Origin of the sequence: Micromonospora sp. NPDC002717 (assembly GCF_040295705.1) — a bacterium.
Classification (GTDB): Bacteria; Actinomycetota; Actinomycetes; order Mycobacteriales; family Micromonosporaceae; genus Micromonospora.
The window spans coordinates 210,766-234,351 of sequence record NZ_JBEOVW010000006.1 but is presented as its reverse complement, the minus strand read 5'-3'; the positions used below and the strand labels follow the sequence as shown (position 1 = coordinate 234,351).

26 protein-coding genes and 3 pseudogenes are annotated in these 23,586 nt (G+C 69.1%); 12 read left to right on the top strand and 17 right to left on the bottom strand.

The window, feature by feature from the left end:
• Positions 1-307: 307 nt before the first annotated feature.
• From ABT006_RS12050 to ABT006_RS12030, 5 genes are all read right to left on the bottom strand, one after another.
• On the bottom strand, positions 308-721 hold the full coding sequence (locus tag ABT006_RS12050) for a hypothetical protein (RefSeq protein WP_350705509.1): 414 nt from the start codon (positions 719-721) through the stop codon (positions 308-310).
• A gap of 650 nt (positions 722-1,371) precedes the next feature.
• A complete protein-coding gene (locus tag ABT006_RS12045) occupies positions 1,372-2,844 on the bottom strand; it encodes an SMI1/KNR4 family protein (RefSeq protein ID WP_350705507.1) in 1,473 nt (490 codons plus the stop codon).
• 339 nt (positions 2,845-3,183) lie between these two features.
• Positions 3,184-3,624, bottom strand: coding sequence for a hypothetical protein (locus ABT006_RS12040; RefSeq protein ID WP_350705505.1), 441 nt, complete (start codon positions 3,622-3,624; stop codon positions 3,184-3,186).
• 323 nt (positions 3,625-3,947) lie between these two features.
• Positions 3,948-6,317: an ABC transporter permease gene (locus ABT006_RS12035; RefSeq protein ID WP_350705503.1), complete on the bottom strand. Its 2,370-nt coding sequence runs from the start codon at positions 6,315-6,317 to the stop codon at positions 3,948-3,950.
• The gene (locus ABT006_RS12030) at positions 6,314-7,006 is read right to left on the bottom strand and encodes an ABC transporter ATP-binding protein (RefSeq protein WP_350705501.1); all 693 of its coding nucleotides are present in this window, start codon (positions 7,004-7,006) and stop codon (positions 6,314-6,316) included. Before ABT006_RS12030 ends, ABT006_RS12035 begins: the two co-directional genes overlap by 4 nt.
• A gap of 76 nt (positions 7,007-7,082) precedes the next feature.
• Here ABT006_RS12030 and ABT006_RS12025 point away from each other — a divergent pair, with 76 nt between their 5' ends.
• The 3 genes from ABT006_RS12025 (at position 7,083) to ABT006_RS12015 (ending at position 9,396) form a co-directional block, all read left to right on the top strand.
• The gene (locus tag ABT006_RS12025; RefSeq protein WP_350705499.1) at positions 7,083-7,964 is read left to right on the top strand and encodes a sensor histidine kinase; all 882 of its coding nucleotides are present in this window, start codon (positions 7,083-7,085) and stop codon (positions 7,962-7,964) included.
• 41 nt (positions 7,965-8,005) lie between these two features.
• Positions 8,006-8,683, top strand: a complete 678-nt coding sequence (locus ABT006_RS12020) for a response regulator (protein WP_350705497.1) — start codon at positions 8,006-8,008, stop codon at positions 8,681-8,683.
• Between the two features lie 242 nt (positions 8,684-8,925).
• A complete protein-coding gene (locus ABT006_RS12015; protein WP_350705495.1) occupies positions 8,926-9,396 on the top strand; it encodes a hypothetical protein in 471 nt (156 codons plus the stop codon).
• 6 nt (positions 9,397-9,402) lie between these two features.
• Here ABT006_RS12015 and ABT006_RS12010 read toward each other — a convergent pair whose 3' ends face one another.
• Both ABT006_RS12010 and ABT006_RS12005 read right to left on the bottom strand, forming a co-directional pair.
• Positions 9,403-9,939: a site-specific integrase gene (locus tag ABT006_RS12010; RefSeq protein WP_350705493.1), complete on the bottom strand. Its 537-nt coding sequence runs from the start codon at positions 9,937-9,939 to the stop codon at positions 9,403-9,405.
• 267 nt (positions 9,940-10,206) lie between these two features.
• Positions 10,207-10,875 carry a DUF998 domain-containing protein gene (locus ABT006_RS12005; protein WP_350705491.1) on the bottom strand — a complete coding sequence of 223 codons (669 nt, stop codon included), beginning with the start codon at positions 10,873-10,875 and terminating at the stop codon, positions 10,207-10,209.
• 72 nt (positions 10,876-10,947) lie between these two features.
• Here ABT006_RS12005 and ABT006_RS12000 point away from each other — a divergent pair, with 72 nt between their 5' ends.
• Together ABT006_RS12000 and ABT006_RS11995 are read left to right on the top strand one after the other, a co-directional pair.
• Complete coding sequence (locus ABT006_RS12000) at positions 10,948-11,151, top strand: helix-turn-helix domain-containing protein (RefSeq protein ID WP_350705489.1); 204 nt, start codon at positions 10,948-10,950, stop codon at positions 11,149-11,151.
• A gap of 6 nt (positions 11,152-11,157) precedes the next feature.
• Entirely contained in the window at positions 11,158-11,631 is a 474-nt protein-coding gene (locus tag ABT006_RS11995) for a Clp protease N-terminal domain-containing protein (RefSeq protein ID WP_350705487.1), read from the top strand.
• 189 nt (positions 11,632-11,820) lie between these two features.
• On the opposite strand, the gene ABT006_RS11990 is transcribed toward ABT006_RS11995, so the two are convergent.
• From ABT006_RS11990 to ABT006_RS11980, 3 genes are all read right to left on the bottom strand, one after another.
• Entirely contained in the window at positions 11,821-12,204 is a 384-nt protein-coding gene (locus tag ABT006_RS11990; RefSeq protein ID WP_350705485.1) for a hypothetical protein, read from the bottom strand.
• Positions 12,201-12,377 carry a hypothetical protein gene (locus tag ABT006_RS11985; RefSeq protein WP_350705484.1) on the bottom strand — a complete coding sequence of 59 codons (177 nt, stop codon included), beginning with the start codon at positions 12,375-12,377 and terminating at the stop codon, positions 12,201-12,203. The genes ABT006_RS11990 and ABT006_RS11985 overlap by 4 nt, the downstream gene beginning before the upstream one ends.
• Positions 12,378-12,674: 297 nt before the next feature.
• Positions 12,675-12,920: a hypothetical protein gene (locus tag ABT006_RS11980; RefSeq protein ID WP_350705482.1), complete on the bottom strand. Its 246-nt coding sequence runs from the start codon at positions 12,918-12,920 to the stop codon at positions 12,675-12,677.
• 50 nt (positions 12,921-12,970) lie between these two features.
• Between ABT006_RS11980 and ABT006_RS11975 the strand changes: the two genes are divergently transcribed.
• Positions 12,971-13,285, top strand: coding sequence for a hypothetical protein (locus ABT006_RS11975; protein ID WP_350705480.1), 315 nt, complete (start codon positions 12,971-12,973; stop codon positions 13,283-13,285).
• A 10-nt stretch (positions 13,286-13,295) separates the two neighbouring features.
• On the opposite strand, the gene ABT006_RS11970 is transcribed toward ABT006_RS11975, so the two are convergent.
• The 6 genes and pseudogenes from ABT006_RS11970 to ABT006_RS11940 form a co-directional block, all read right to left on the bottom strand.
• Positions 13,296-13,631, bottom strand: coding sequence for a helix-turn-helix domain-containing protein (locus tag ABT006_RS11970; protein ID WP_350705478.1), 336 nt, complete (start codon positions 13,629-13,631; stop codon positions 13,296-13,298).
• Positions 13,628-14,668: pseudogene (locus ABT006_RS11965) on the bottom strand (tyrosine-type recombinase/integrase). The gene ABT006_RS11970 and the pseudogene ABT006_RS11965 overlap by 4 nt, the downstream one beginning before the upstream one ends.
• Positions 14,669-14,971: 303 nt before the next feature.
• A complete protein-coding gene (locus ABT006_RS11955) occupies positions 14,972-15,430 on the bottom strand; it encodes a hypothetical protein (protein WP_350705473.1) in 459 nt (152 codons plus the stop codon).
• 125 nt (positions 15,431-15,555) lie between these two features.
• Complete coding sequence (locus tag ABT006_RS11950) at positions 15,556-15,993, bottom strand: hypothetical protein (protein ID WP_350705471.1); 438 nt, start codon at positions 15,991-15,993, stop codon at positions 15,556-15,558.
• 464 nt (positions 15,994-16,457) lie between these two features.
• Positions 16,458-16,871: pseudogene (locus ABT006_RS11945) on the bottom strand (hypothetical protein); the annotation flags it as partial.
• A 61-nt stretch (positions 16,872-16,932) separates the two neighbouring features.
• Positions 16,933-17,028 (bottom strand): annotated as a pseudogene (locus tag ABT006_RS11940) (hypothetical protein); the annotation flags it as partial.
• A gap of 180 nt (positions 17,029-17,208) precedes the next feature.
• Here ABT006_RS11940 and ABT006_RS11935 point away from each other — a divergent pair.
• From ABT006_RS11935 to ABT006_RS11915, 5 genes are all read left to right on the top strand, one after another.
• Entirely contained in the window at positions 17,209-17,991 is a 783-nt protein-coding gene (locus ABT006_RS11935) for a transposase family protein (RefSeq protein WP_350705469.1), read from the top strand.
• A gap of 25 nt (positions 17,992-18,016) precedes the next feature.
• Positions 18,017-18,307, top strand: coding sequence for a site-specific integrase (locus ABT006_RS11930; RefSeq protein ID WP_350705467.1), 291 nt, complete (start codon positions 18,017-18,019; stop codon positions 18,305-18,307).
• 166 nt (positions 18,308-18,473) lie between these two features.
• Positions 18,474-19,082 (top strand): dihydrofolate reductase family protein, encoded by a 609-nt coding sequence (locus tag ABT006_RS11925; RefSeq protein ID WP_350705465.1) that lies wholly within the window; start codon positions 18,474-18,476, stop codon positions 19,080-19,082.
• A 48-nt stretch (positions 19,083-19,130) separates the two neighbouring features.
• Positions 19,131-19,454, top strand: a complete 324-nt coding sequence (locus tag ABT006_RS11920) for a YciI family protein (protein ID WP_350705463.1) — start codon at positions 19,131-19,133, stop codon at positions 19,452-19,454.
• 50 nt (positions 19,455-19,504) lie between these two features.
• Entirely contained in the window at positions 19,505-20,686 is a 1,182-nt protein-coding gene (locus tag ABT006_RS11915) for an RNA polymerase sigma factor (protein WP_502890924.1), read from the top strand.
• A 101-nt stretch (positions 20,687-20,787) separates the two neighbouring features.
• On the opposite strand, the gene ABT006_RS11910 is transcribed toward ABT006_RS11915, so the two are convergent.
• Positions 20,788-21,585, bottom strand: a complete 798-nt coding sequence (locus tag ABT006_RS11910; RefSeq protein ID WP_350705460.1) for a TioE family transcriptional regulator — start codon at positions 21,583-21,585, stop codon at positions 20,788-20,790.
• A 68-nt stretch (positions 21,586-21,653) separates the two neighbouring features.
• On the opposite strand from ABT006_RS11910, the gene ABT006_RS11905 reads away from it, so the two are divergent.
• Positions 21,654-22,826, top strand: a complete 1,173-nt coding sequence (locus ABT006_RS11905; RefSeq protein WP_350705458.1) for an erythromycin esterase family protein — start codon at positions 21,654-21,656, stop codon at positions 22,824-22,826.
• The last annotated feature ends 760 nt before the right edge of the window (positions 22,827-23,586 follow it).

Here is a 23,586-nt window from a genome sequence, read left to right as displayed (position 1 = left end):
CCTCGCACAACTCATCACGCCTTAACGATTGCACTCACCCCTTGACCCCGCCCATGGACTGTTGGATGCCCGTCCAAGATCATCCATAGATCAGATCTCGGCCCGATTTCGGCCCCGAAACTCAAGGATTCAATCGAAGATCAACTAATTGGCCCCTGGTCGCAAGATCCTTACTGACACCCCGGCACGGCTCGAACGAGACGAACCAGCAGGATCCCAACGGCTCGCCCTGGCGAACGCCAGTGAGACAGCGACGGCACCACTTTCACTGAGCCGGCATCAGATCCATCGAGCCGAGGCGTCAACCTCACTGCGCCACATCAGGTGCGCTGAGCCAGGGCATGAAGCTGACGAGCGTCTTCTCGCATCCGCCGCTCACCTTGGACACATAACAGTCATTATGATGTACCGCCGGTTTGTCGGCTTTGTCCACACCAATTATCGGATTATCGTTACCGGCAATCCGATAATTGGTGTGGACGCGCGGCCCGCCCGGGAGCGCGCCGGCATTCCGGGCAGCTCGGTTCGCCGGTGGTGGCTTTCTTCTTCCCTCGAACAGGGCAGCGTCGCGGAACGCCGGCAGCCAGCCCTTACGCCCCGTCGCCCGGATCCGGGTGACCTGCTCGTCGGCGTAGTCCAGCAGCGTCTGCAGCTCGTCGAGCGCGAACGCCCGCTTGGCCGGATCCCCTCGGCCGCGGCGACGTGCGCTGCGGCGTTCCACTCGTGGACCACCTGCACCGGGTGCGTACCGAAGCGCTTCTCGCACTCGCCGACCCAGCCGTAGGCCGGGTCGGTCAGCGAAGTGGATCTTCGCGCTCAGCCCGCCGCGGGACCGGCCGAGGGCCTCGCCATCGTGCGCACCAGGCCTCGCCGCACTGTCGCAGCGCCTCCTTGTTGAGGTGCCGGTGACGAACGTGTCATCGGCCGCCAATTAGTTGATCTCTGCTGAGGGTGCTGTTGCGACGGCACGATGAGCGATCGTGCGCAGAGCACCCCTTGATACCGATGCGCTGGTGGAGCACTGCACGCTGCTCCCGGACGAGATGGATCTCGTCGTACGACGGCATGAGGCCACGAGGCTGGTCTTCGCCCCTGTGGTTGAAGTTCTACACGCGCACCGGCCGGTTCCCCCGCTGCCGTGGCGAGCTGCCCGACGACGCGGTGGCCGGAGCCCAGGCCGACGGTCAAGACAAGGTGGCGCCGGCCCGGTAGACGCCGTCCGGCCTGGCGCTGATCCCCCGGGCGCTGATCGCACCGGTGGCGCCGGCGACCGCAGCCACCTGTTCTGTCACGGAAACGTGGGCAAGGGCGGCCTCATGGAGGCCGAACTCGCGACAGTTGAGCAGGCGATCTCACCAGTCGGCCGGGCCGTTACGGCGTCTCGATCGTCCATTCCAGGCGGCCGTCGGCATTGACGACCGGGCGGTAGTGCTGCATGTAGGGATCGCCAGTCTCCAACGACCGCGCCACACCCTCCAAGAGTTCCGCGATCGACGCGGGCCAACGGTCGAAGCCGGTGCCCTCCTCGGGGTAGAACTCGCCCACCCTGCCATGCCCGCCGGGCCGCACGTCGACCAGCAGACAGCCGCCGTCGCCCGCCGTCGCGAACGGCACGAAAGCCTGGTGCCACCAGTCATCATCCGATGGTCCGCCCGCCAGGACGGAACAGGTCACCTCCCAGGCGCCCACGATCTCGTCGAGTGGCAGCGGTCGGTAGAACGGTGGCAGATCAAAGCCGTCAAGGGCCGCGACTCCGTCATGCCGCCGCAGCGACGCCACCAGATCAGCCGGGAAGGCGACCGACATCCGTGCCTGTAGCGCGGCGATCCGCTCCGGTGGCGCAGGCGGCCGCAGCGAAGCCCGCGTGCGGGGCGCATACGTCGCTAGCCATTTCTCGATGCGTTTCCAGGCGGCGTTGACCCGGGCGGTGGTCGCCGCGTCGGGCTCGGCGGCGACCACGGTCCCGGCATTTTGCGGGCAGACCTGGGCGGCCGAAGGCCGGGACGGCACGTCCGCACGGCCCGTGCTGGGAACAACGCGATAGGACGGCACCGGCCGGCGTTCGGAACCCGGGTCGACGGACCCGGTCGCGTCGTCGACGTTTCTGCCCGCCGGTCTCAGGTTGGTGACGGCGCAGAGTAGCAACACCAACAGGAGAAAAACCGCGAGCAGGGCGATCAGCAGCCGCTTGCCGATGCTCGTCGAACGTGGCGCTTCTTCGTCACGCGTCGCCGCCGGCGCCGCGTCATCGGGCCGCTCGGCCGCGGCAGGCCGGGAGGGCGCGTCCTGGGCAGCCGCCGCCGTACCGCCGGTCGCCTGCAGCAACGGGGCAAGCCAGCCTGCCGCCTCCGCGCGAAACCGTTGAGGCTGGCCAGCGGCGCTGTCGGGAATTCGACCGGCCAGCCTGACCGGCAACCCTGAGAAGCCATCGCCGTCGCCGTCGCCGATGGCGATGACGGAGGCGGGTAGGTCACGGCTGGCGAGCGCATCGAGTGCAAGCGTGGTGTGATTGATCGAGTCCGCTCCAGAGTCGGTCACCACGACGACCGGTGCCTGCAGTGCCCAGGCCAGGTCTGCGAGGGTCCAGCCATCGCGACCCAGCGGAACGAGGAGGCCGTGGGCTGCGCTCACCAGGACTAGGTCATGGTTCCGTGCCAGGGCCCGGGTGATCCCGACGAGGTCGTCGGGCCGTGGCGCGCCCGCCCCACCGCCATGCACCTCGACGTACGTTGCGAGGCTCTCCCTCAGCAGGTGAGAAGGAGCGTTGCCGTCATGTCTGCGGTCGGCGACATGAAGCACCGCCACCCGCGCCTTCGACGCCGCGGAAATGGCCGCCGCGGCCACCTCCCAGCTCGCATTCGTCGAGGTAGCGGCAACTATCCACGCACCAGCGCCCGGCCAGGACAAGGACCCTCCCCATGATCACGCCAAGCCTACCGACCCGCCCTTCGTGATGGACCCCGCCCAACCGATCAAGATCTGCGCGGTGGGGTCTCCGTTGCCCCCGCCCCCGGCCCGCGGGGGAACGTTGGATGGCAGCCGGTACCCGGAACCGCAGCCCGTCGACTGAGGCGACCAGGCAACCGCCTCACAAGTCGGTAGGTAGTTGACCAGTCTGGCGTTGGCGGCGGCGTGAGTGTCCGCCCGGATGTAGTTCTGGTCCACGTGCGAGCCGGTCGCGTGTCAGCGCTGGTTGCCGGCGTGGATCACCGGGACCAGGCCGACGTCGCAGGCGTCGGCGACCAGCAGCGCGGCCATGGTCACCGGGAGCTGGCCCATGCGGGTGGCCAGCCCGCCGACGTGGGTGTAGGCGTCGAGCATGGCGGTCCAGGAGTGCACGTCCATCAGCAGTTCGGGCAGGTCGACGACCGGCATCATCGCGGCGACGCGCTTGCGCAGGTCGATCAGCGAGGGAGGGTCGCCCAGCTTCTCCAACCTTTGCACGGACAGCCGGATCCGGCCTGTTTCTCCATCGGGCACCACTCGGACGCTGGCATCCGGGCCGGCTTCATCGATGCGCAGGGCCAGCTGCCGCCATCCGGCGTCCAGCGTCGCGGTGTACTCGGCCAGGTGCTGCTCGAGCGGTGCGGTCAGGCCGAGGCCGGCGAGGACATCGCTGCGCACCGCGTTCCAGTCCGTGAGGTCGAGCAGCTTCGCGCGTGGGTCGGCCCAGCGCAGCGGCGGATCGGCGCCTTACCCGCCTCGTATTCGTGTTCATGGCTGATCCGGCAGTCACGTTGAGTAACGCCAACTCCATGATGCTGGCGCCGATCTGCGGGCCACGAGGATGGCCGGCCGGGCGGGTAGCGGAGGGTGACTCAACGACGGTGATGACAACTGAGCTATCGGTGCGCCACGTCAGCGGCAGAAGAGTGCCCTGCCTGTTCTCGCCCCTGTCGCCTCGGGGCCTGCGGTATCCGTGCGTCCGGAGGCCCCGAGGCGACAGCTCACTCGTTGTGGAGCACCTCGGCGATCGTGAGCCGGGCCGCGCCGCGGGCCGGGACCAGTGCACCGAGGAGCGCGATCACGACGCCGGCGAGGGCCATGAGCGCGAGCGTCGGTGCCTGCCACACCTCCAGCACCGAGTGTGGGATGGCGATCCGGGCCGCGTCGGCGGCGGCCGGCACGATGTACCGGTGCGCGACGATCCCCAGGGGGATGCCGAGCACACCGCCGGCCGCGCCGACGACGGCCATCGACGTCAGCACCATCGTGACGACCTGGCGTGGCGTCATCCCGATCGACTTGAGCATGCCGAGGCTGCGGCGGCGCTCCCGGACGTTGAGCACGACCGTGTTGAACACGCCGAGGGCCGCGACGGTGGACAGCAGCAACGAGAGCACCGACGAGAAGCCGATCACGGTCACCGCGAAGTCGCTGAGCTGGGAGGTGTCCCACGCGTCGATCGCCGGGTCGGCCGCCTTGACCGCGGCGACGTACGCCGCGACATCGCCGCCACGCTTGAGCTGGACCTGGTAGTACACCTCGTGTGGCTTGACGGCGCGGTCCGGCGCGAGTTCGGTGAGGACGCGCCAGTCCACGAACATGCCGGGCGGTCCGGGCGCGCCGTCCATCGTCTCGCCGATCACGGTCAGCACCGTCCGCCGTCCGCCAAGCTCCAGGGTGAGCTTGTCCCCGACGTTCAGTCCGCGCTCACGCATGAGTTCCGACGGCACGACTGTCTCGTGCACCCGCGTCATCCAGCGTCCGGCGGTGAGCTCGTCCTGGTAGCCCATCGACGAGTAGTCACCGCGGACGAAGTTGACGATCAGCGGCTGGGTCTGCCCGATGGTGGGGACCGACAATCTGAAGACGGGGGTGACCCGGGCGACGTCCGGCAGCCCGCGCAGCAATTGCTCGACCTGGGCGTCGGTCCGACTGGTGGTGGCCTGCGGTCCCGTGGGCGGCAGCTGACCCTCAGGGGCGATCCGCGTCCGGCCGTCGGACGGCCGAACCCCGATCTGTCCCGAGGCCCGGTCTTCGATCGTGGAGATCCGGGTCAGCGTGTCGGCCAGCCCGGTCGCGAACGTCACGGTGGTCACGCCGAGCAGGACGGCGACGACGGTGAAGGCGGTCCGGCCCGGTCGCGCGAACGGCAGGCCCAGCCCGAGGGTGACCGGACGCGACAGCCGGACACCGGCGAGCCAGCGCTGGATCCGCGTCCCACGCCCGGCCCGTGGGGAGCTGCCGGCGCTGATCGCCTCGGCGGCTGACAGTCGGTGTGCCCGGACGGCGGGCACGAACGCCGCCAGGGCGACGAGTACCGGCACGCCGACCAGCCCGGCGACCCAGATCCAGACGCCGACGTAGATGCCGACGTCGAGTCCGAGGCCCTCGAACCCGTCGCTCAGCAGCGGCTGGGCGGCGAGGGTGCCGGCGACGGTGCCAAGGACACAGCCGATGAGGGCGGGTACCGACACCATGACCAGGTAGACGGCGACAACCTGGCGCGGTGTGAATCCGAGCGCCTTGAGGATCCCGATGTGCCGGAAGCTGGAGACGACCGCGCCGCTGACCACGTTGCTCACGATGACGACCGCGACGATCAGTCCGAGCATGCCGAACGTGGCGAGGAACGGCACGTAGACGCCGATGTCCGAGGCGACCTTCTCCTTGACGACGAGGTACGGCTGCGCGGCGATCAGCGCGCCCGCCGGCAGGCCGGCCGTGACGGCGGCCAGGTCGGCGTCGACCGCGGCCTTCGTAGACACGTCACCGGTGAACCGGTAGAGCATCTGAACCGACGTGGGGTGCAGGGCGGTCATCTGTTCCGGTGACACCCAGGCGTCGGCGGTCTGGCTGAGACTGTGGGCCCGGCCGACGACGGTGTACCGCTTGCCGCCGAGGGTCACCTCTCCGCTGTCCGGCGGAAATCCCCTCGAGTCGGCGCCGGGATCGGGCTGGTTGAGGACGATCTCGCCGGGGGCCGTGGGCCAGCGCCCCTGCCAGAGTCTGAGACGGTCCACCGAGCCGCCCGGGTCGGCGCGTCCCGCGACGGTCAGCGGACCCCGTGGGCCGGGCCCGCCGCCCTCGGTAAGGTCGAGCGTTACCTGCCCGAACGGTCCCGCCGCGGCCGCCACGCCGGTTCGCTGGCCGGTGAGCTGCGCGTCGTTGACCTTGGCCGGGTCGTACACCGCGATCGCGTGTGGTCCCTGTTGCCTGGCGAAGGCGCGGTCGAACGGCGCCGAGGACGCCTCGAGCAGCGCCAGCGCCACGACGATCGTCATGGTGGAGAGCAGGACGACCAGGCCGATGACGAACGTCTGCACCCGGCGTCGCCGGACCGCGGCCCGCGAGGCCCGCCACACGGCACTCATGCGCGTTCCAGACTGCGTTCGCGGGTGATCCGGCCATCGGCCAGTTCGACCACACGGCTCGCGCACCGCGTCGCGAGCCGCTCGTCGTGGGTGACGATGAGCAAGGTCTGTCCGATCTGGTTGAGGTCCAGCAGCAGGTCCATCACCTGCTCGCCGGAGCGGCTGTCCAGGGCACCGGTCGGCTCGTCGGCGAGCAGCAGTGCCGGGCGGTTCATGAGGGCCCGGGCCACCGCGACGCGCTGGCGCTCGCCACCACTGAGGGCCGCCGGATACGCGTTGCGCCGGTCGGCGATGCCGAGTTCGTCGAGCAGTTCCATGGCCCGCTTGCGTGCCGGGCCTGCCTTGGCACCGGTCAGCTGGGCGGCGAGCGCCACGTTGTCTATCGCCGGTAGGTCGTCGAGCAGGTTGAAGAACTGGAAGATCATGCCGATCCGGTACCGCCGGAACAGCGCCAGCTTCGTTTCGTTCAGGCGGCTCAGCTCCTCGTCGTGGACGCGCACCGACCCGGATGTCGGCCGGTCCAACCCGGCGATCATGTTCAGCATGGTGGACTTGCCGCAGCCCGACGGGCCCATCACCGCCACCGCCTCACCGGTGCGGATCTCGAGCGACACGCCGTCCAGGGCGGTCGTGTCGCCGTACTCTTTGCGGACGTTGTCCAGCCGCACGACGCAGGTGTCAGTGGTCATGGCAGCACGCTATGGCCGCGGGTGGTGCCCGGTCGTCGGTCCCGGGATGTAAACCGCCGGGGCTGTCATCCCAGGGATGTACCGGCTGGACACCGGGGATGATGTGGTGCCGATCCGCGTTTGCGAAGATCCTTGGGTGGGATTGGGGGCGGTGTGGCTGGTCGGCGCGCTCGTCGCAGCCTGCGCGACCGCGGTATGGCTCGGTGTCGCACTCGTCCGGGCCCGGCGCGAGCACCGTCGGGCGCTGGAGGAGCGGGGTTGGCTCCTTGAACGGGAGCGGGAGGGCGCGGCCCGTACCGCGGTCGACGCCGAGCGTGCCCGCATCGCCCGGGAGCTGCACGACATCGTGAGCCACAACGTGAGCCTCATGATCGTGCAGGCCGCCGCCGCGCGCGAGGTACTCACGACCATGCCCGACGATGCCGCAGCGGCGCTGTCGGCAGTGGAGGGTGCCGGACGGACCACGATGACCGAGCTCCGGCACCTGCTCGGCCTGCTGGCGCCCGCGGCGGACGGCGACGATGGCACGGACGGAGCCGACCTGGCGCCGCAGCCCAGCCTGAGCAGGCTCAGCCCGTTGATCGACCGAATCGCGTTCGCCGGCCTGCCGGTAGAGGTGCGGATCTCCGGTGAGCGCCGGCCACTGCCGTCCGGGATCGACGTCACCGCGTACCGGATCGTGCAGGAGGCACTGACGAACGCGCTGAAGCACGGCGCTGGAGGGAAGGCGGAGGTGACGATCCGCTATGCCGAGCACTCGCTGCGGGTGGAGGTGCTGACCAGGGGTCCCAGCGTGCTGACGGGCGACCAGCCTGCACCGCGCGGCGGAGACGGCGCCGGGCGGGGATTGCTGGGGCTGCGACAGCGCGTTGCGGTCTACGGCGGCGATCTCGACGCCCGCCGGCGGCTCGGCGGCGGGTACCGGGTCCGCGCCCGCATCCCGGTGGAGCACCCGTGAAGGCCCAGCCCGGCCCTGCCAGACCGCCCGGGCCGGCACCTTTGCCCTCGCCCCGTGTGCTCATCGCCGACGACCAGGAGCTGATACGCACCGGCTTCCGGCTGATCCTCACCGCCCGCGGCATCGACGTGGTCGGCGAGGCCGCTGACGGCGCCGAGGCGGTGGCGGCCGAGCAGCGGCTGCGTCCCAACGTCGTGCTCATGGACATCCGCATGCCGACGATGGACGGGCTCGAGGCAACCCGACGCATCCTGGAGCACGGCGCCCGCTGCCGGGTGCTCATGCTCACCACGTTCGACCTCGACCGATACGTCTACGCCGCCCTGGCAATCGGCGCAAGCGGCTTCCTCCTCAAGGACGTCACCGCCGATCACCTCGCCGCCGCCGTACGCCTCGTCGACACCGGCGACGCCCTCCTCGCGCCCTCGATAACCCGGCGGCTCGTCCAGCGCTTCGCCAGCGCCGACCGATCGGCCGGCGACGGACCGACCCCCGCCGTCCACCGGGATCTCGCCGCGTTGACGCCGCGCGAACTGGAAGTGCTGACGCTCCTCGGCCGCGGTCTCTCCAACACCGAACTGGCCCAGGCGCTGACCCTGAGCGAGGCGACGGTCAAGACCCACGTGGCGCGGATCTTCGCCAAACTCGCCCTCCGCGACCGTGCGCAGGCGGTCGTCCTGGCCTATGAGACCGGCCTCGTCACGCCCGGTGACACCTGATCGCACCCCACGCATGTGGGACGGCATGATCGATGGTCCGAAACAGTCGCTACCGGCGGGCCTGCGGGCCTGGAACAGCCCCAGCCACTGGTCGCCCGACCGGCGTATTGCCGGCGGATGACTGACAGGGTCGTGTAATTGATCTATCGCGTATTCGCATCTTGGTGAGCAGCGATGCTCACCTTCGGTGATGCACCAGGATGTCGCTTGCTCGCCTGGGCGATGCTCCTCATGATCGGTTCGTGGACGTTGTGGTGCAGTGGGTGCGGACGTCGTGGACCAAGCGGTCGCGGGGTGGGCCAGCGGCGGCGGTTCGGAATGCGGCGCCGGTCGGTTTCGTCCTGCCTTTGCGCCGGTGCCCTGTTGTCCACGAGGTGTTGATGGACGAGGCGCACGGGTTCGAGCCGCGTGAGTCGTTCCGAGACGGGCAGCCTGACCGGGCCGACGTGCTGTTGAAGGAGAGCGATGGTCGGCTGCGGGTGGAGTTGGTGGTGACGCCGTGGGGTATGCCTCGCCGGTGGCGCCGGCCGCCGGCGGTGTGGCTGGAGCCCGGCGAGTGGGTGCGTTGGCAGGTGAACTACCGCTTCTCTTCCCGGCTCAGAGAATGGGGCTATCGACTGGACACGTTGAATCTGGCGTGTGGCCCGACGGCGGTGGATGTCTTCATGGGCAGCCCGACTCGTCACGTCGATGAGCGTGGGCTGTTGCGTTAGCCGGCCTCATATCTTTCCGTAGCGGTTCCAGGTGCCGCCGGCGGCGGCGTGGTGCCGCTGAGTGGTGTGGTGGTGGAAGCCGAGGGCTTGGGCGACGACTGGTGCCGGGGCCTGGAGCACGAGCTGGCGCAGCGCGGCGAGGCGGCCGGGGACGGTCGGGACGCCGAGGTCCCGGATGAGCGGCGCGATCGTGCCGGGGGTGAGGGGTTGGCCGGCGCGGCGGCCGGGGAACAGCCAGCGGGCGTCGTGGTTGGTGGCGGTGCGCATGTTGGTCCGCTGGTCGCGCAGGGCCAGCAGCAGTGCGGCGACAGGTTCGGGGACCAGTGTTGGCGGGTCGCCGAGGTGCAGCAGGACGTCGGGGCCGGTGGTGTCGATGTCGTCGATGGTCAGGCGTAGCCTCCGGCTGAGGGGTTGGGCGTAGAGCAGGACGAGGATCGCGGCCATGCGGGTGCGCAGTCCGCCGGTCTCGTCGGTGATCAGTTTGCGCAGCAGCGCGAGACGGCGGTGCTGGGTGATTGGGGTCTGCTGGCCGGGTCGGCCCATGGGACTGGCAGGGTCGCGTAATCCAACTGTCTTGTGTTCGCGTTGATGCCCGCTCCAGCAATCACGGTGAGTCGCGCCGGCCCTGGTGCTGTTGGCCAGATCTGCCGCCGACGATCATGGTCTGACGATGCGGCGGCCGACCTGGATGCCGGACTGACAGTGATGCTGTCGAGACGACTGGCGCGCCATGTCAGCGGCAGATCCGGACGATGACGGGCGGGTCGCCTTCCAGTTCGACTACCGGGTGCCAGATGGGTGAGCGATGGGCTATCGGACGGCGGTGGTGGCGCTTGGGCGTTCAGCGCGGTGGTAGGTGCCGTGGGCGAGCAGGGTCAGCCATAGCCAGGCGGTGACGATCATGATGCGTTGAAACAGGCCGCCGAACGCGACGAGGCTCTGGGATTGGGCGAAGGCAGCGTTCGACAGTCCGAGCGTGACCAGGACGACGATGGCGGTGATGCCCGAGTGCAGCGCCCGGCCCCGCTGGCTGTCGGCGATGAACCGACGGGTGAACACAAGGCAAGCCGCCATGATTGCGACGAAGGCGCCCAGTGATACGCCGTCGTGCAGGGCGGCGTGGGTGCTGCCGTAGGCAGGCAATCGGTCCGGGCTGCCGGGCGGGTACCCGCTGACCGGGTCCGTGGTGAATACCCCGGCCCCGACCAGGCCTAGCGCCCATATGCCGATCAGGAGTGGGCCCCACAATCGGCCGGGTCCGTGGCGCAGTTTCTGTCGGAGCCCGACGGCGAAGACGGCAGTCAACGCGCCCGCGAGAAGGAACGTAGCGGTCTGCATCCAGCCGTGGTCGCCGAAGGCGAGGGAGCTGACCGGGTGACGCAAGGGATCGTAGCCGTCCCGGGTGGCGCCCTGGATCAGGAAGCTGAGCACGAACAGCGGGCCGGCGGTGATGCCGCAGATGAACGGGGTCTTGGTCATGCAGTCCTCCAGATGATCGCGGGCTGTCAGTTTGGATTGACAATACGTCCTTGTCAATCCAAACTGACAGCCATGGAGGAGTCAGAGCTGAGCGCCCGGCTGCGTACCCAAGACCCCGCCGTGTTGCTCCGCGCTGTCGGTGCCCTGCACCGGCTCGCCGAGCAGGTCGAAGCCGCTGCGGTAGCTCGCGCCCGGGTTGAAGGCTGGTCCTGGGAGCAGATCGGCGACGCGCTCGGCGTCTCGCGCCAATCAGCCCATACCAAGCATGGGAAGTGAGTTGCCATGTTCGAACGATTCACAGCCGGCGCCCGAGCCGCGGTCGTGACACACGCACCGGCGGAGGCGCGCCAGCACGGCGACCGGCGCGTCGGTACGGAGCATCTGCTCCTCGGCGTGCTCCACGACATTGAGGCGGCGCGGATACTCGGTGTCGATGTCGACTCAGCGCGGTCCGCGCTCGCAGCTCTGGATGAGGCAGCCCTTGCCGCGATTGGCCTCGACGCCCGCGGCGTCGAGCGTGCCTCGACCCCGGTAGCGTCGAAACGGATGCCATTCACCTCGGGTGCGAAGGCCACGCTCGCCCGGGCTCTCGCCGTGGCCAAACGCACCGGCGCACGTCAGATCACCGCAACCCACCTACTGGCCGGACTCCTGGAGCGCGATCGCACCGATCCAGCGACCGACGTCTTCACCAAGCTCGGCGTGGACCGCCCCGCCGTCCGCGCCCGGACGGCGGCAACGACGGACAGGACTTGACCTCTGCTGTCGGCGTTGGTATCCAACCCGGGCATGCAACGGACGATGAGATCCGCCCGTCCGCACATCGGCCAAATCAGTATGTCTGTGCGTGCTGACCGGCCTCACCAGCGGTGATGAGGGGTTGGTTGGCCGCTGCCGTGGAGAGCCGCGAGCAGCCACTCTGGAATAGAGCCGCCAGGTGGATCGTCATAACGGGCTGTAGCGGTTCCAGGTGCCGCCTGCCGCGGCGTGGTGCCGGTGGGTGGTGTGGTGGTGGAAGTCGAGGGCTTCGGCGACGACCGGTGCCGGGGCTTGGAGTACGAGTTGGCGGAGTGCGGCCAGGCGGCCGGGGACGGTAGGGACGCCGAGGGCGCGGATGTGTGGGGCGATCGCCTCCGTGGTCAGCGGTTGGCCGGCGCGGCGGCCGGGAAACAGCCAGCGAGCTTCGCGGTTGGTGGCGGTGCGCATGTTGGTCCGCTGGTCGCGCAGGGCCAGGAGCAGCTCGGCGACGGGTTCGGGGACCGGGATCGGCGGGTCGCCGAGGCACAGGAGTACGTCGGGCCCGTCGGTGTGGATGTCGTCGATGGTCAAGCGCAGGATGCGGCCAAGCGGTTGGCGTAGAGCAGGACGAGGATCGCAGCGACGCGGGTGCGCAGCCCACCGGCGTCGTCGGTGATCAGCTTGCGCAGCAGCGTGATGCGCCGGTGCTGGGTGATCGGGGTCTGTTGGCCGGGCCGGTGCGTGGGGACCCTGAGCCGCGGCATGTGTCCGGCGCGGGCAGCCCAGGCCAGGAACGGTTTGAGGCTCTGCCGCTGGTGCGGCCCATGGTCGACGAGCCAGCGATCGAGGTCGGCCTGCTGGAGCCGGGCGAGGGCGAGCTCGTGCGTTTGGATCCAGGCGAGGAAGTCTCCGGCGCATAGGACCTGTTGGCCAGTTCAGAGCGGGTGCGGCCGCTGACGGGCCCGCGTTCGGCGCGGCGGCGTAGCCAGGGAAGGCTGTGCCAGGTGATGTACTGGTGCAGCAGCCGGCGCTGCCCGGCGTCAACGATGCTGTCCAGGTGCTCAAGTAGCCACCGCTCGAACAGCAGCACCTGCTTGTCGACCATGGGCGCGCTGCATGAGCAGTTCCCGCAGGTGGGCGGCCGCCCGCCATGGCTGTAGGCGGTGGAACGCCTCGTGGGTGAGTTCGATGTCGCCGCGGGCCAGGCCCTGCAGCATGTCCGCGGCCGGCGCGGTGCGGCCGTGCCGCGGCGAGATCCAGCTCAGTCCGGTGAGCGGGTTGTCCATCCTGGTCAGCAGCTCGGCCAAGAAACCAGGTCCGGCCGGATCTGCCCGAGCCATCGTCGAGCAGCTCGACGATGCGGCTGGCGAACATGCACCGGGTGCAGCGGCGGCCGGCGTGCAGCTTGCCTTCCTGCCCGCACTCCGCGCACGAGTATGAGGTGGAGAACGCGGCGCAGCTGGTGCAGATCGTGGCCCGGTCCGGTGTGCGGATCCCGGCCAGGACGCGGTCGTGGCCGCAGCCGGGGCAGCGGCCGCGGGTGCGTAACGCCCGGTCGTGGCAGGTGCGGCAGACGTGCCCGTCGGGCCAGCGGGCCGCGAAGCTGCCGCGCCGGCCGCAGCGGGCGCAGACCCGGATGAACCAGCGTTCGTACTGCTCCGCGGTGGCGTAGGGGCGATCCATCAGTCCGGTCGCACGCGCGCCCGCCGGGGCCGAACCGTGGCCAGGTCCACCGGTGCCAGGGCGTCGCCGGCGACGGCCTTGCGCGGCGCGACGTTGGCCGCCGAGGTGACGATCAGCTCGGCGGGGCTGGCGTCCAGGATGTCGCACAACGCAGCCAGGACCGGCAGCGACAGCCGCTCCGGGGTGCCGGTGACCAGCCGGTGAACCTGGGAGGCGGACAGGTCGATGCCGCGCTCGTGCAGCAGCGGCACCAGCTCGGTGGCGGTGAACACACCGTGGGTGGCCATCATCTCCCGCAGCCTCCATCGGTAGCTGACCTGCCGTTTCATGCTCATCTCGCCCTCCGGGCCGGTCGTAGTGCCGCGTCCATGGTCGCGTCGAGAGCCTGCCGCAGCGTGCGGGTGCGGAAGTCCGACGACACGCAGGTGTAGATCGCCGTGGTGGAGGCGTGCTCGTGGCCGACCTGCTGCTGCACGAACAGCGGATCCCAGCCGGCCTCGATCAGGTGCGTGACATACGAGCGGCGCAACGAGTGGAAGTCCAGCCCGGCGTCCAGGCCCAAGGCGTCGCGGTAGGCCGACAGGCGCGCGTTGATCTGCGCCAGGCCGACCAGCGTCGCCCGTTCCGAGGGCCACAACGCCGGGTTGCCCTCGATGGCCAGCATCGGCCGGATGTCGTCGACCCACTCGACGAGAATCTCGGGCACCCAGTCCCAGACGGCCAGCACGCTGCGCCGCTTCGGCGCCGAACCCTTCATCGCCTTGCCATGACGCACGTAGAGCACACCGTAGTTGCCGAACTCATCGGCGTGCGGATTGCGGCCGAAGTCGGCCACATCCAGCATCCGGGTCTCGTTGCGCCGCAGCCCGTACGCATAGGCGACCTTGAACAGGGTGGCGTCACGGAAGGCCGGCAGCCAGCCCTTACGCCCCGCCGCCCGGATCCGACTCACCTGCTCGTCGGCGTGGTCCAGCAGCGTCTGCAGCTCATCGAGCGTGAACCCGCGCTTGGCCGGATCGCCCTCGGCGGCGGCGACGTGGACTGCGGCGTCCCACTCGTGGACCACCTGCACCGGATAGGTGCCGAACCGCTTCTCGCACTCGTCGACCCAGCCTTAGGCGGGGTCGGTCAGGTACGCGCAGAAGAGCCGGACCGCCTCCTGGTAGCCGCGCAAGGTGGACCGGCGCAGCCGGCGCACGGCCCGCAGGTCGGTGCACCACTCGTCGACCGGCTGCGGGGTCCACCGCCACGGCAACGCTTGGGCATGGTCGGCGAACGCCCGCACGACGCGCTGCCGGTTCTCCACCGTGCCGAACGACAGGTTCCGCGCCAACTGCTGGTTGCGCCAGCCGTCGAGCATCGCGGTGAACACCTGCTCATCGGGGCGCAGCAGCCGGACCCCGTCAACCAGGTGCAGCGCCGCAGCGCCGGGCGTACCGCGTTCAGAACCCACCGACGGTAGCGTCCAACCACTCGCATCAGATGCGAGATCTTCGCATCCAATGCGACTGCCTTGTCAAACCAGCAGGTCAACGCTGGTACGTGGACCCCGATAGACATCGGCAGGTAGACGGGCCTAGCGTGATGTCTCCGGCATGCCCGAACGTCGGTGCCCACGTCGTCCCGCCGGCCTCAACGTGGCTCCACCGCACATGCAAACCGTCGCGTATTCGCATCAAATCGAATACGCGGCGGATGTAGAAATCAGCGAAAAATCAACGGCAACGCTGGTCAGAGCGGTACCACGGGAGCGGCGCTGCGGCTCGTGCCGCCACCGGCTGACCAGCGTTGCCGTTGATTTCGGACCGAAATCTACGACTGGGCCCCAAGCGTCAGCCGTCATCTGGCTCTGCTGGTGACCGAGTCGCAGCCAGCCGGGAGGGCCGGCTGCACTCTCGGCGCGGCGAGCGTGCCAGCGTGCGGCCGGCGCCGGCCGACGGCCGCGGCTGCAGTCAGCGGACGCCTGGAGCGCCTCGATGCCGGCGATCACTGTGACGGTGAGGTCGTTGATCTGGTTCGGCAGTGCGGCGACCTCGGTGGTCTCGATGATGTGGTCAGGGACTTGGCGCTTGGGCGAGAACGACCGCCTTGCCGTGGCACACCGCGATAGACAGTCCACCCGCTGCCGATCCATTTTCGCGTTTTGAGCACATCGGACTATCCCGCCATGTATAAATGAGTTGCGTAGCGACCAAACTGCGCGAATAGCGGATAAGTTTGACCGTGGGGCAGATATGGTTGCGCGCGAACCAAATTTGCTCAGAAGGGAAGAACGAAGGCCGCCGGAGGCGGGGAGAACTTCAGGCACGTCGCACGTTGGCAACAAACCCACCAGCGCAAGTAGCGCATTCTGGGCGAGGAGGGATCGGTATGGGTAAAATGATAGAGGTTGCGCTGGTGAGGATTCGCCGCGAGGACTTCAACGGCGACGACGAAGCTTATGAAGTGTCCGGCGGCCTGTGGGGCGTCACATACGACGTTGAATCCGCTCCCCTGACGCGCAAGGACCTTTTCACATTCCCTGACGGCCCCATCAGGCTCGCTCCCAACCAAGCGGTGGAAATAGGCACGGACGCCCGATTCGCGATGTCCACTAACGAGCCCGAGGACACCCCGTGGCTCCTCGGGCACTTTGTAAAATTTGGGGGCGAACTGCGGGTTGAGGGCTTCCTTCCGTTTGGAGAACATTTCCAGCATCTCCACACCTCCGACTTGGTCAGCGGCACGCCTCACAAATATCGTGTCAGATTCGGGCCATAACACGGAATGGCGGTGTGACTTTACGGCGGTGTACGTTCACCCTTTATAAGAGGTCCTAGCCCGACAGCAGTAGCTCCACGGCCTCGTCCACGCGGCCCATGCGCTCCAGCAGCTCGGCAACGACGCTTTCACGTCCGTGGGCCGATCGGTGTCGACCGGGGTGTAGTGCGACCACAGCCGCCCCGCGACGCCCGCTGGCTCTTCCCCGGCCGCCGCGCCCTGACCACCCGCACGATCGCCCCGCTCATCCGCGACCTCGGCGTCCCGACCGTCCCCCAGCCGCCTCGCCGCCCTGCGCCAACTCATACTCCAAGCCCCGGCACCGGTCGTCGCCCAAGCCCTCGGTTCCACCACACCAGCACGCAACGCCACTACGCCTCTGCCGGTGGCACCTGGAACCACTACACCGGCCGGGACGGGTAGCCAATCTCAGCGAGATCCTCGGCAAGATCGGCCACCACGAGATCAGCATTCAAGCGGCGCACCAGCTCGTCGGTCAGCGGGCACACAGCAAAAATCTCGCCGACTGCCTCCAGATCGACGGCCGTCTCGTAGTAGTCCTCGGCGAAGCGTTGGTACGCCGCCGGGGTGCCCTCTACCAGCACCCTGAACAGACGGTTGGCACCGTCCGGGTCATCACCGTCAGGGAAGTCGATCTCTCCGGCATGCCACTGCTCCTCACCGTGCTGCCGCCACAGACAGACCGTCGCTTCCAGCATGCCCTCGAAGCTGAACGCCGGTTCGTCGACATAGGCGGAGAAGACCTCCGGCACCGCGTCGACCAGTCCGGGCCACAACTCGTCATCGTTGCCTGCCGATAAACTCGACGCACCTCCCCCTCCGCCCGCACCCCAGCGGTCACCACGAAGCGTCATCTCACCCCACCGACCAGTCCGATCGGTCGAAGAGCCGGACGCCCAGTTCCTCGGCGATCTCCCGGACCGCGCTGGCGGTAGGGGTCTCCCCGAGGTCGACGCGCCCGCACCGGCTACACCCCCGGCGAACTGCTCCGTCGCAGCATCAACGAGCCTTTTTCAACCTGATCTTGCAGGTCAGCGCGGGTAGGCGGGGGCCATGGTTCGATGAGGGCGAGGCTCCAGGTAAGACAGCAAATCGACCAAAACCCGATGCCCTAACACGGGAGCCTCGCCTGTGCTGTCTTACCCGTCCACGATCTCGTTGTCCAGCCGGACCCTGAACCACCTCGCTGACCGTATCCGCAGCCACCGCAACCAGCGGCGATCCAGATGGCGGCGCCTCGACGCGGGACGGCAGGCACTGCTCGCCCTGGCTCACCTGCGCAACGGTGACACCTACACCCGCCTCGCTGCCGGGTTCGAGATCGGCGTGAGCACCGCATGGCGGTACGTACAGGAAGCTGTAGCCCTGCTCGCGACGGCCGCCGACGAGCTGGACACCGCCATGGACCGGATCCGCCGACTGGCGTACGCGATCCTGGACGGCACCCTGATCCCGATCGACCGGGTCGCCGACCAGAAACCGTACTACTCCGGAAAACACAAGCGGCACGGCGTGAACGTGCAGGTCATCGCCGACGCGGCTGGCCGCCTCGTCTGGGCCTCGCCGGCTCTGCCCGGCTCGGTCCATGACCTGACCGCAGCCCGAACCCACGGCATCATCGAGGCGCTGACCAGAGTCGACGTGATGACCTTCGCCGATAAGGGCTATCAAGGTGCCCGCGGCAGCGTGCACACTCCGTTCAAGCGGCACCACTACCGGCCCAAGCTGTCACGCCGACAGACGGCCGTGAACCGCGCCCACGCGAAGATCCGCGCCCGCGGCGAACGGGCGATCGCCACTCTCAAGACCTGGAAGAGCCTGGCCAAGCTGCGCTGTTGCCCACGGCAGGCGACCACGATCGTGCAGGCCATCCTCGTCCTATACCACGTCGAAGCCAACCACTACGCAGGATGAAAAAGGCTCAACGGAAACACCACCGGTGGAGGGCGCCTTCCTACGACGCCGCCACCACCGCTGGCCCGGCTGCTGCGAGCAGGACGGTGTCGGGATCGACATCCACCAACTCCGCCACGCCCACGCCACCGAACTCATCAACAACGGCGTCTCCATCGAAGCCGACGCCGTGCTCGGCCTGACCCCCGCATCCTTCGGCGGCTACGCCACCGACGAGGCCGCCCTCGCGCCCGAGCCGTTCGACGCCCCACGACCACTGGTCAGGATCTTCGCGGTCGACCTGGTCCAAGAGCTTGTCGGCACTGGGCGCGCTTGACGAAGTGGAGCCGGTCGCCATGTCGTGCTGCCGGATCGCTGACGACCGGCGTCCCGGAAAGTTCCTCAGAAGAAATCCGGGTGGCGGTGTCGGATCGGGGCAGTGGTGTTCGTAGCAGGGGTGAGGCCGCCCGCAAGGGGCGGCGCCGAGGTGAGGAACCGCGATCATGAAGCTGACGACCATGACCCAGGTCACCCTCGATGGAGTGATGCAGGGAAACGGCGCCGCGTCGGATGACCGCAGGAACGGATTCGAGCGCGGCGGATGGGCCCGGGGGAAGGGTGACGACGAGACCAGGACGTACATCACGCAGACCTACCAGCGCGCCGAGGCGTTCCTGTTCGGCCGGCGCACCTACGAGTTGTTCGCCGGCTCCTGGGGATCAATCGACCAGATGCGCGCACATCCCATCGGCGTGGCCATGAACGAGGCCCCCAAATACGTTGCCTCGACCACGCTCACCGCGCCGCGTTGGGAGGACACGACCGTTCTCCGCGGTGACCCCACGGCGGCCATCAGTGAGCTGAAGGCCAAGCCCGGGGGTGAACTGCAGGTGCACGGCAGCGGCGCCCTGACCCGGTGGCTGCTGGAGAACGACCTGGTCGACGAGATGACTCTGATCGCGATCCCGGTGATCCTCGGCCAGGGCGCGAGACTGTTCGCGGAGACCGGTCCGGATCTTGCGCTCGACCTGATCGAGTCGCGGGTCGACTCGAAGGGCGTGACGATCCAGGTCTACCGGCCGGCCGGGCGCCCGCGGTATGCAACGGCCTGAAGTCCCTGACCACCGAACCACGCGTTGTTGACAGGAGATGATCTTCAGATGCAGTACCTGGTTTCCGTGATCGATGACAAGAGCAATCCCGGCAGCACGGACAGACAGCCTGCCATCAGCGCGTTCAACGAACGACTGATCGCCGAGGGCTACTGGGTCTTCGCGGGCGGACTCGCGGACACCGACGCGGCCACGGTCATCGACAACCGGGGCGAGCAGGCGGTGTTCAGCGACGGGCCTTTCGTGGAGTCGAAGGAGTACCTCGCCGGCGTCTGGGTGTGGGAGGCCCCCGATCTGGATGTGGCGCTCAAGCTCGCCGCCGAGGCGTCGAAAATCTGCGATCGGAAGATCGAGGTGCGGCCGTTCCGGTGAGCGACGTCGAGGAGGCGATCATCCGGGCCCACCACGACGAGTGGGCCCGGATGGTCGCCGCCCTGACCAGGCGCTTCGGTGACCTCGACGTCGCCGAGGAGGCAGCGGCCGAGGCGTTCACGACCGCCGTGGTGCGGTGGCCGGCCGACGGCGTGCCGCCCAACCCCGGCGCCTGGCTGACCACCACCGCCGTTCGCAAGGCCATCGACCGGATCCGGCGCGAGAACAAGCGCGACGACAAGCACAAGGAGGCTCAGATGGTGTACGACAACACCCCACCCGAGCCTCTCGGCGCCATCGACGACGACCGGCTGCGACTGATCTTCACCTGCTGTCACCCGGCGCTGGCGATGGAAGCCCGCGTGGCGTTGACGCTGCGCATGGTCGGCGGTCTGACCGTGCCCGAGATCGCCCGCGCCTTCCTGGTGGCCGAGAGTGCCATGGGGCAGCGGATCACCCGCGCGAAAGCAAAGATCAAGGCGGCGCGCATCCCCTATCGGGTGCCGTCCGCCGAGGATCTTCCGGCCCGCGTCTCCGGCGTGCTCGCCGTCCTCTTTCTCGTCTTCAACGAGGGCTACCTGGCGACCGGCTCCGACACCGATCCGGTACGGCACGACCTGACCGCCGAGGCGATCCGGCTCACTCGCCTGATCCGTGCCCTCCTTCCGGACGACGGTGAGGTGGCCGGGCTCCTGGCGCTGATGCTCCTCACCGAGGCCCGCCGCACCGCCCGGGTCTCGGCCAGCGGCGAACTGGTCGCGCTCGACGAGCAGGACCGTGGCGCCTGGGACAAGGCGCTGATCGCCGAGGGCCACCGGCTGGTGCGCGAACGCCTCGCCGCTGCCGCTGCCGGGGTGGCTCCGGGTCGCTACCAGATCCTCGCCGCGGTCAACGCCGTGCACACCTCCGCCCACGACATCCGCGACACCGACTGGTCACAGGTCCTCGCCCTCTACGACCAGCTCGTCCGCCTCGACCCCTCCCCGATCATCACCCTCAACCGCGCCATCGCGGTCGCCGAGCTCGACGGCCCGGACGTGGCACTCGCGGCCGTCGACCGCCTCGAGCACAGGTTGGCCGGATATCACGCCTACCACGCCACCCGCGCCGACCTGCTGCGCCGGCTGGGCCGCGGCCAGGAGTCGCGCGCGGCCTACGACAAAGCCATCGAGCTGGCGGGCAACACCGCCGAGACCGCCTACCTGACCCGCCGCCGCCACCAGTTGGGGTAGCCGGGATCCCCACCGAACCGGCGCGCGAAGCGGCGGCCGGGCCACGAGGTGCCCTGCGGGCGCAGATCCTTTGATCCGGCCGATCTCCACGGCCACCCGCCTCAACGATCCGCAACTGGTCGCAGATCGGCCTGCCCCCGGGCGGGGTCCGGCCGGCAGCCGAGGTAGGCGTCCAGTGCCGCGGCACCGGTGAGCATGGCGCGGCTGCGGGCTGAGAGGCGGGCATTCCAGTCGCGCAGCATCGATTCAAGGGGTGCCACGCCTCCGGCGGAGCGGACCTGGACGATCAGCGGGGCGATCTGCTCCAGCAGGTAGCCGCCCCGTCTGAGCTGGTGGATGAGTAGGGCGTCACGCACGTCGGCCGCACTGTAGACCCGGTAGCCCGTCTGCGGGTCGCGGCGCGGTTGGACCAGGCCGGCGCGTTCCCATTTGCGCAGGGTGGCTGGGCGTATGCCGAGCCTGCTCGCCAGGGGGCCGACGAACGTGTCGCCGCGTTCGTGGGGCACGGGACTGAGGTCGTGAAGCGCGGCTTCGACGGCCTGGAGGGTGTGGCGGTCGTCGAGAAGCTGGGCGTGACTCTCGTCGATGAGCCGCAGCGCGTCCTCGGTCGCGTCCCGGTTGATCGCCTGCATGACCGCCGCGGCCGTCTGGTGGCCGTGCCCGGCCACGAGGGCGAGGAAAGCGCGCAGGGCGTACGCGTGCAGCGGGGTGTAGGTGCGGTAGCCGTGCGGGGTGCGTTCGGCGTCCGGAAGGATGCCGGCCGCCTCGTAGTTCCTGATCGCCTGGGTGGACAGACCGTGCCGGCGCGCCAGGTCGACCGGCCTGAGCTGTCCGCTGTTTTGAAGGTTTCGCCGCACTTCCCTGCCGATTTCGCGCATAACTTTCAACCGTCGGTTCAACGATACCGTTTAGGGGTATGACCACCGGTATCGAAGACACCGCTCATGTCGTTGACGCTGCCTCTGTCATGGGGCTGCTGTCGGCTCGGCCGCGGCTGCTCGCCTTGGGCGAGCCCACCCACGGCGAGGACGTTCTGCTCGACGTGCGAAACGATCTCTTCCGGCACCTCGTCGAGCAGGAGGGCTACCGGACGATCGCGATCGAGAGCGACTGCCTGACGGGCCTGGTCGTGGACGACTACGTCACGTCGGGCACGGGCACCCTCGACGAGGCCATGGAGCGCGGCTTCAGCCACGGGTTCGGCGCGTCCGCAGCCAACCGCGAGCTGGTGCGCTGGATGCGCGCGTACAACGACGGCCGGCCCGCGTCCGAGCGGCTGCGCTTCGCCGGTTTCGACGGCCCGCTGGAGATCACCGGCGCCGCGAGCCCCCGGCAGGCCCTCACCGCACTCCACGCCTACCTCACCGCCCGGGTGGACGCCGACCTGCTCCCCTGCACCCCCGAAACGCTCGACCGCCTGCTCGGCACCGACGACCGGTGGACCAATCCCGCCGCGATGATGGACCCGTCCCGGTCCGTGGGGCAGACGCCCGAGGCCAAACAGTTGCGGCTGCTCGCCGACGACCTGGTAGCCCTGCTCGACGCGCAGACGCCACACCTGGTCGCGGCATCCGCACCGGGAGACTGGGACCGGGCACGCATGTACGGTCGTACCGCCACCGGCCTGCTGCGGTACCACTTTTGGATGGCCGACCCGTCACCGAGCCGCATGGCGCGGTTGCTGGGCGCGCGGGCTTCGATGATGGCCGCCAACCTGCTCGCCATCGCCGAGCGGGGCCCGGCGCTGGCGTACGCCCACAACGGGCATCTGCAGCGGAACAAGAGCGGGATGCGGATGGGCGGCCTGCCGGTGCAATGGTGGAGCGCCGGGGCGATCGTCAGCGCCCGACTGGGCGACGGGTACGCCTTCCTGGCCACGGCCCTCGGCACGATCCGCCACCACGGTGTGGAGACCCCACCCCCGGACACCATCGAAGGGCACCTGTACGCGCTCCCGGAGGACCGATACGTCGTCGACACCCGCCGGCTGGCCGTCGCCCTCGGCGACGTGACGCCCGCTCCCCGTGTGTCCCCCTGGTTCGGCTACTCCCCGCTCGACCCGGCCCACCTGGCAAGCAATGACGGGATCGTGTTCGTCAGGGACGTCCCTGCGGGGCAGACGTGGTGGCCGGTGGCGTGACCGTCGACAGGTCGTCGACGGTCCAGGTGGCGACCGGACGTCCGGGAGCGCCTCGGCGGCCCGACGTGGCAGCCATCGGCGACCAGCCCGACGATTACCATGATCGGTTTGTGGATGTCACGGCGCAGTGGGTGCGGACGTCGTGGACCAAGCGGTCCCGGGGTGGGCCACCGGCGGCGCTCCGGAACGCGGCGCCGGTGGGTTTCGTCCTGCCGACGCTCAGGTGCCCCGCCGTCCACGAGGTGTTGATGGACGAGGGCGCGGATTCGAGCCGCGGGAGTCGTCACGGGACGGGCAGCCGGACCGGGCCGACGTGCTGTTGAAGGAGATCGACGGCCGGCTGCGCGTGGAGCTGGTGGTGACACCCTGGGGTATGCCTCGCCGGTGGCGCCGGCCACCGGCCGTGTGGTTGAGGCGTGGCGAGTGGGTGCGTTGGCAGGCCAACTACCGCTTCTCATGGCCGATGGCCCGAGGTGGGGCCTGGAGCTATCGACTGGACACCCTGAATCTGGCGTACGGGCGGACGACGGTGGACGTCTTCACGGGGAATCCGACTCGTCTCGTCGATGAGCGCGGGCTGTTGCGCTAGCCGGCGTCATGTCGGCCAGGCGTACCGGCCCCCGTGCCGCCGGCGTCGTGGCCGAGCCGGGTGGCAGCGACGGCGGGGTGGTCGACGCGGACTACCCCGCCGACCGTCTCCACTGGACACCCCACTCGCGGTGCCTCGCCGGGGCATCCCGCAGCGGGCGATCCGGGTTAC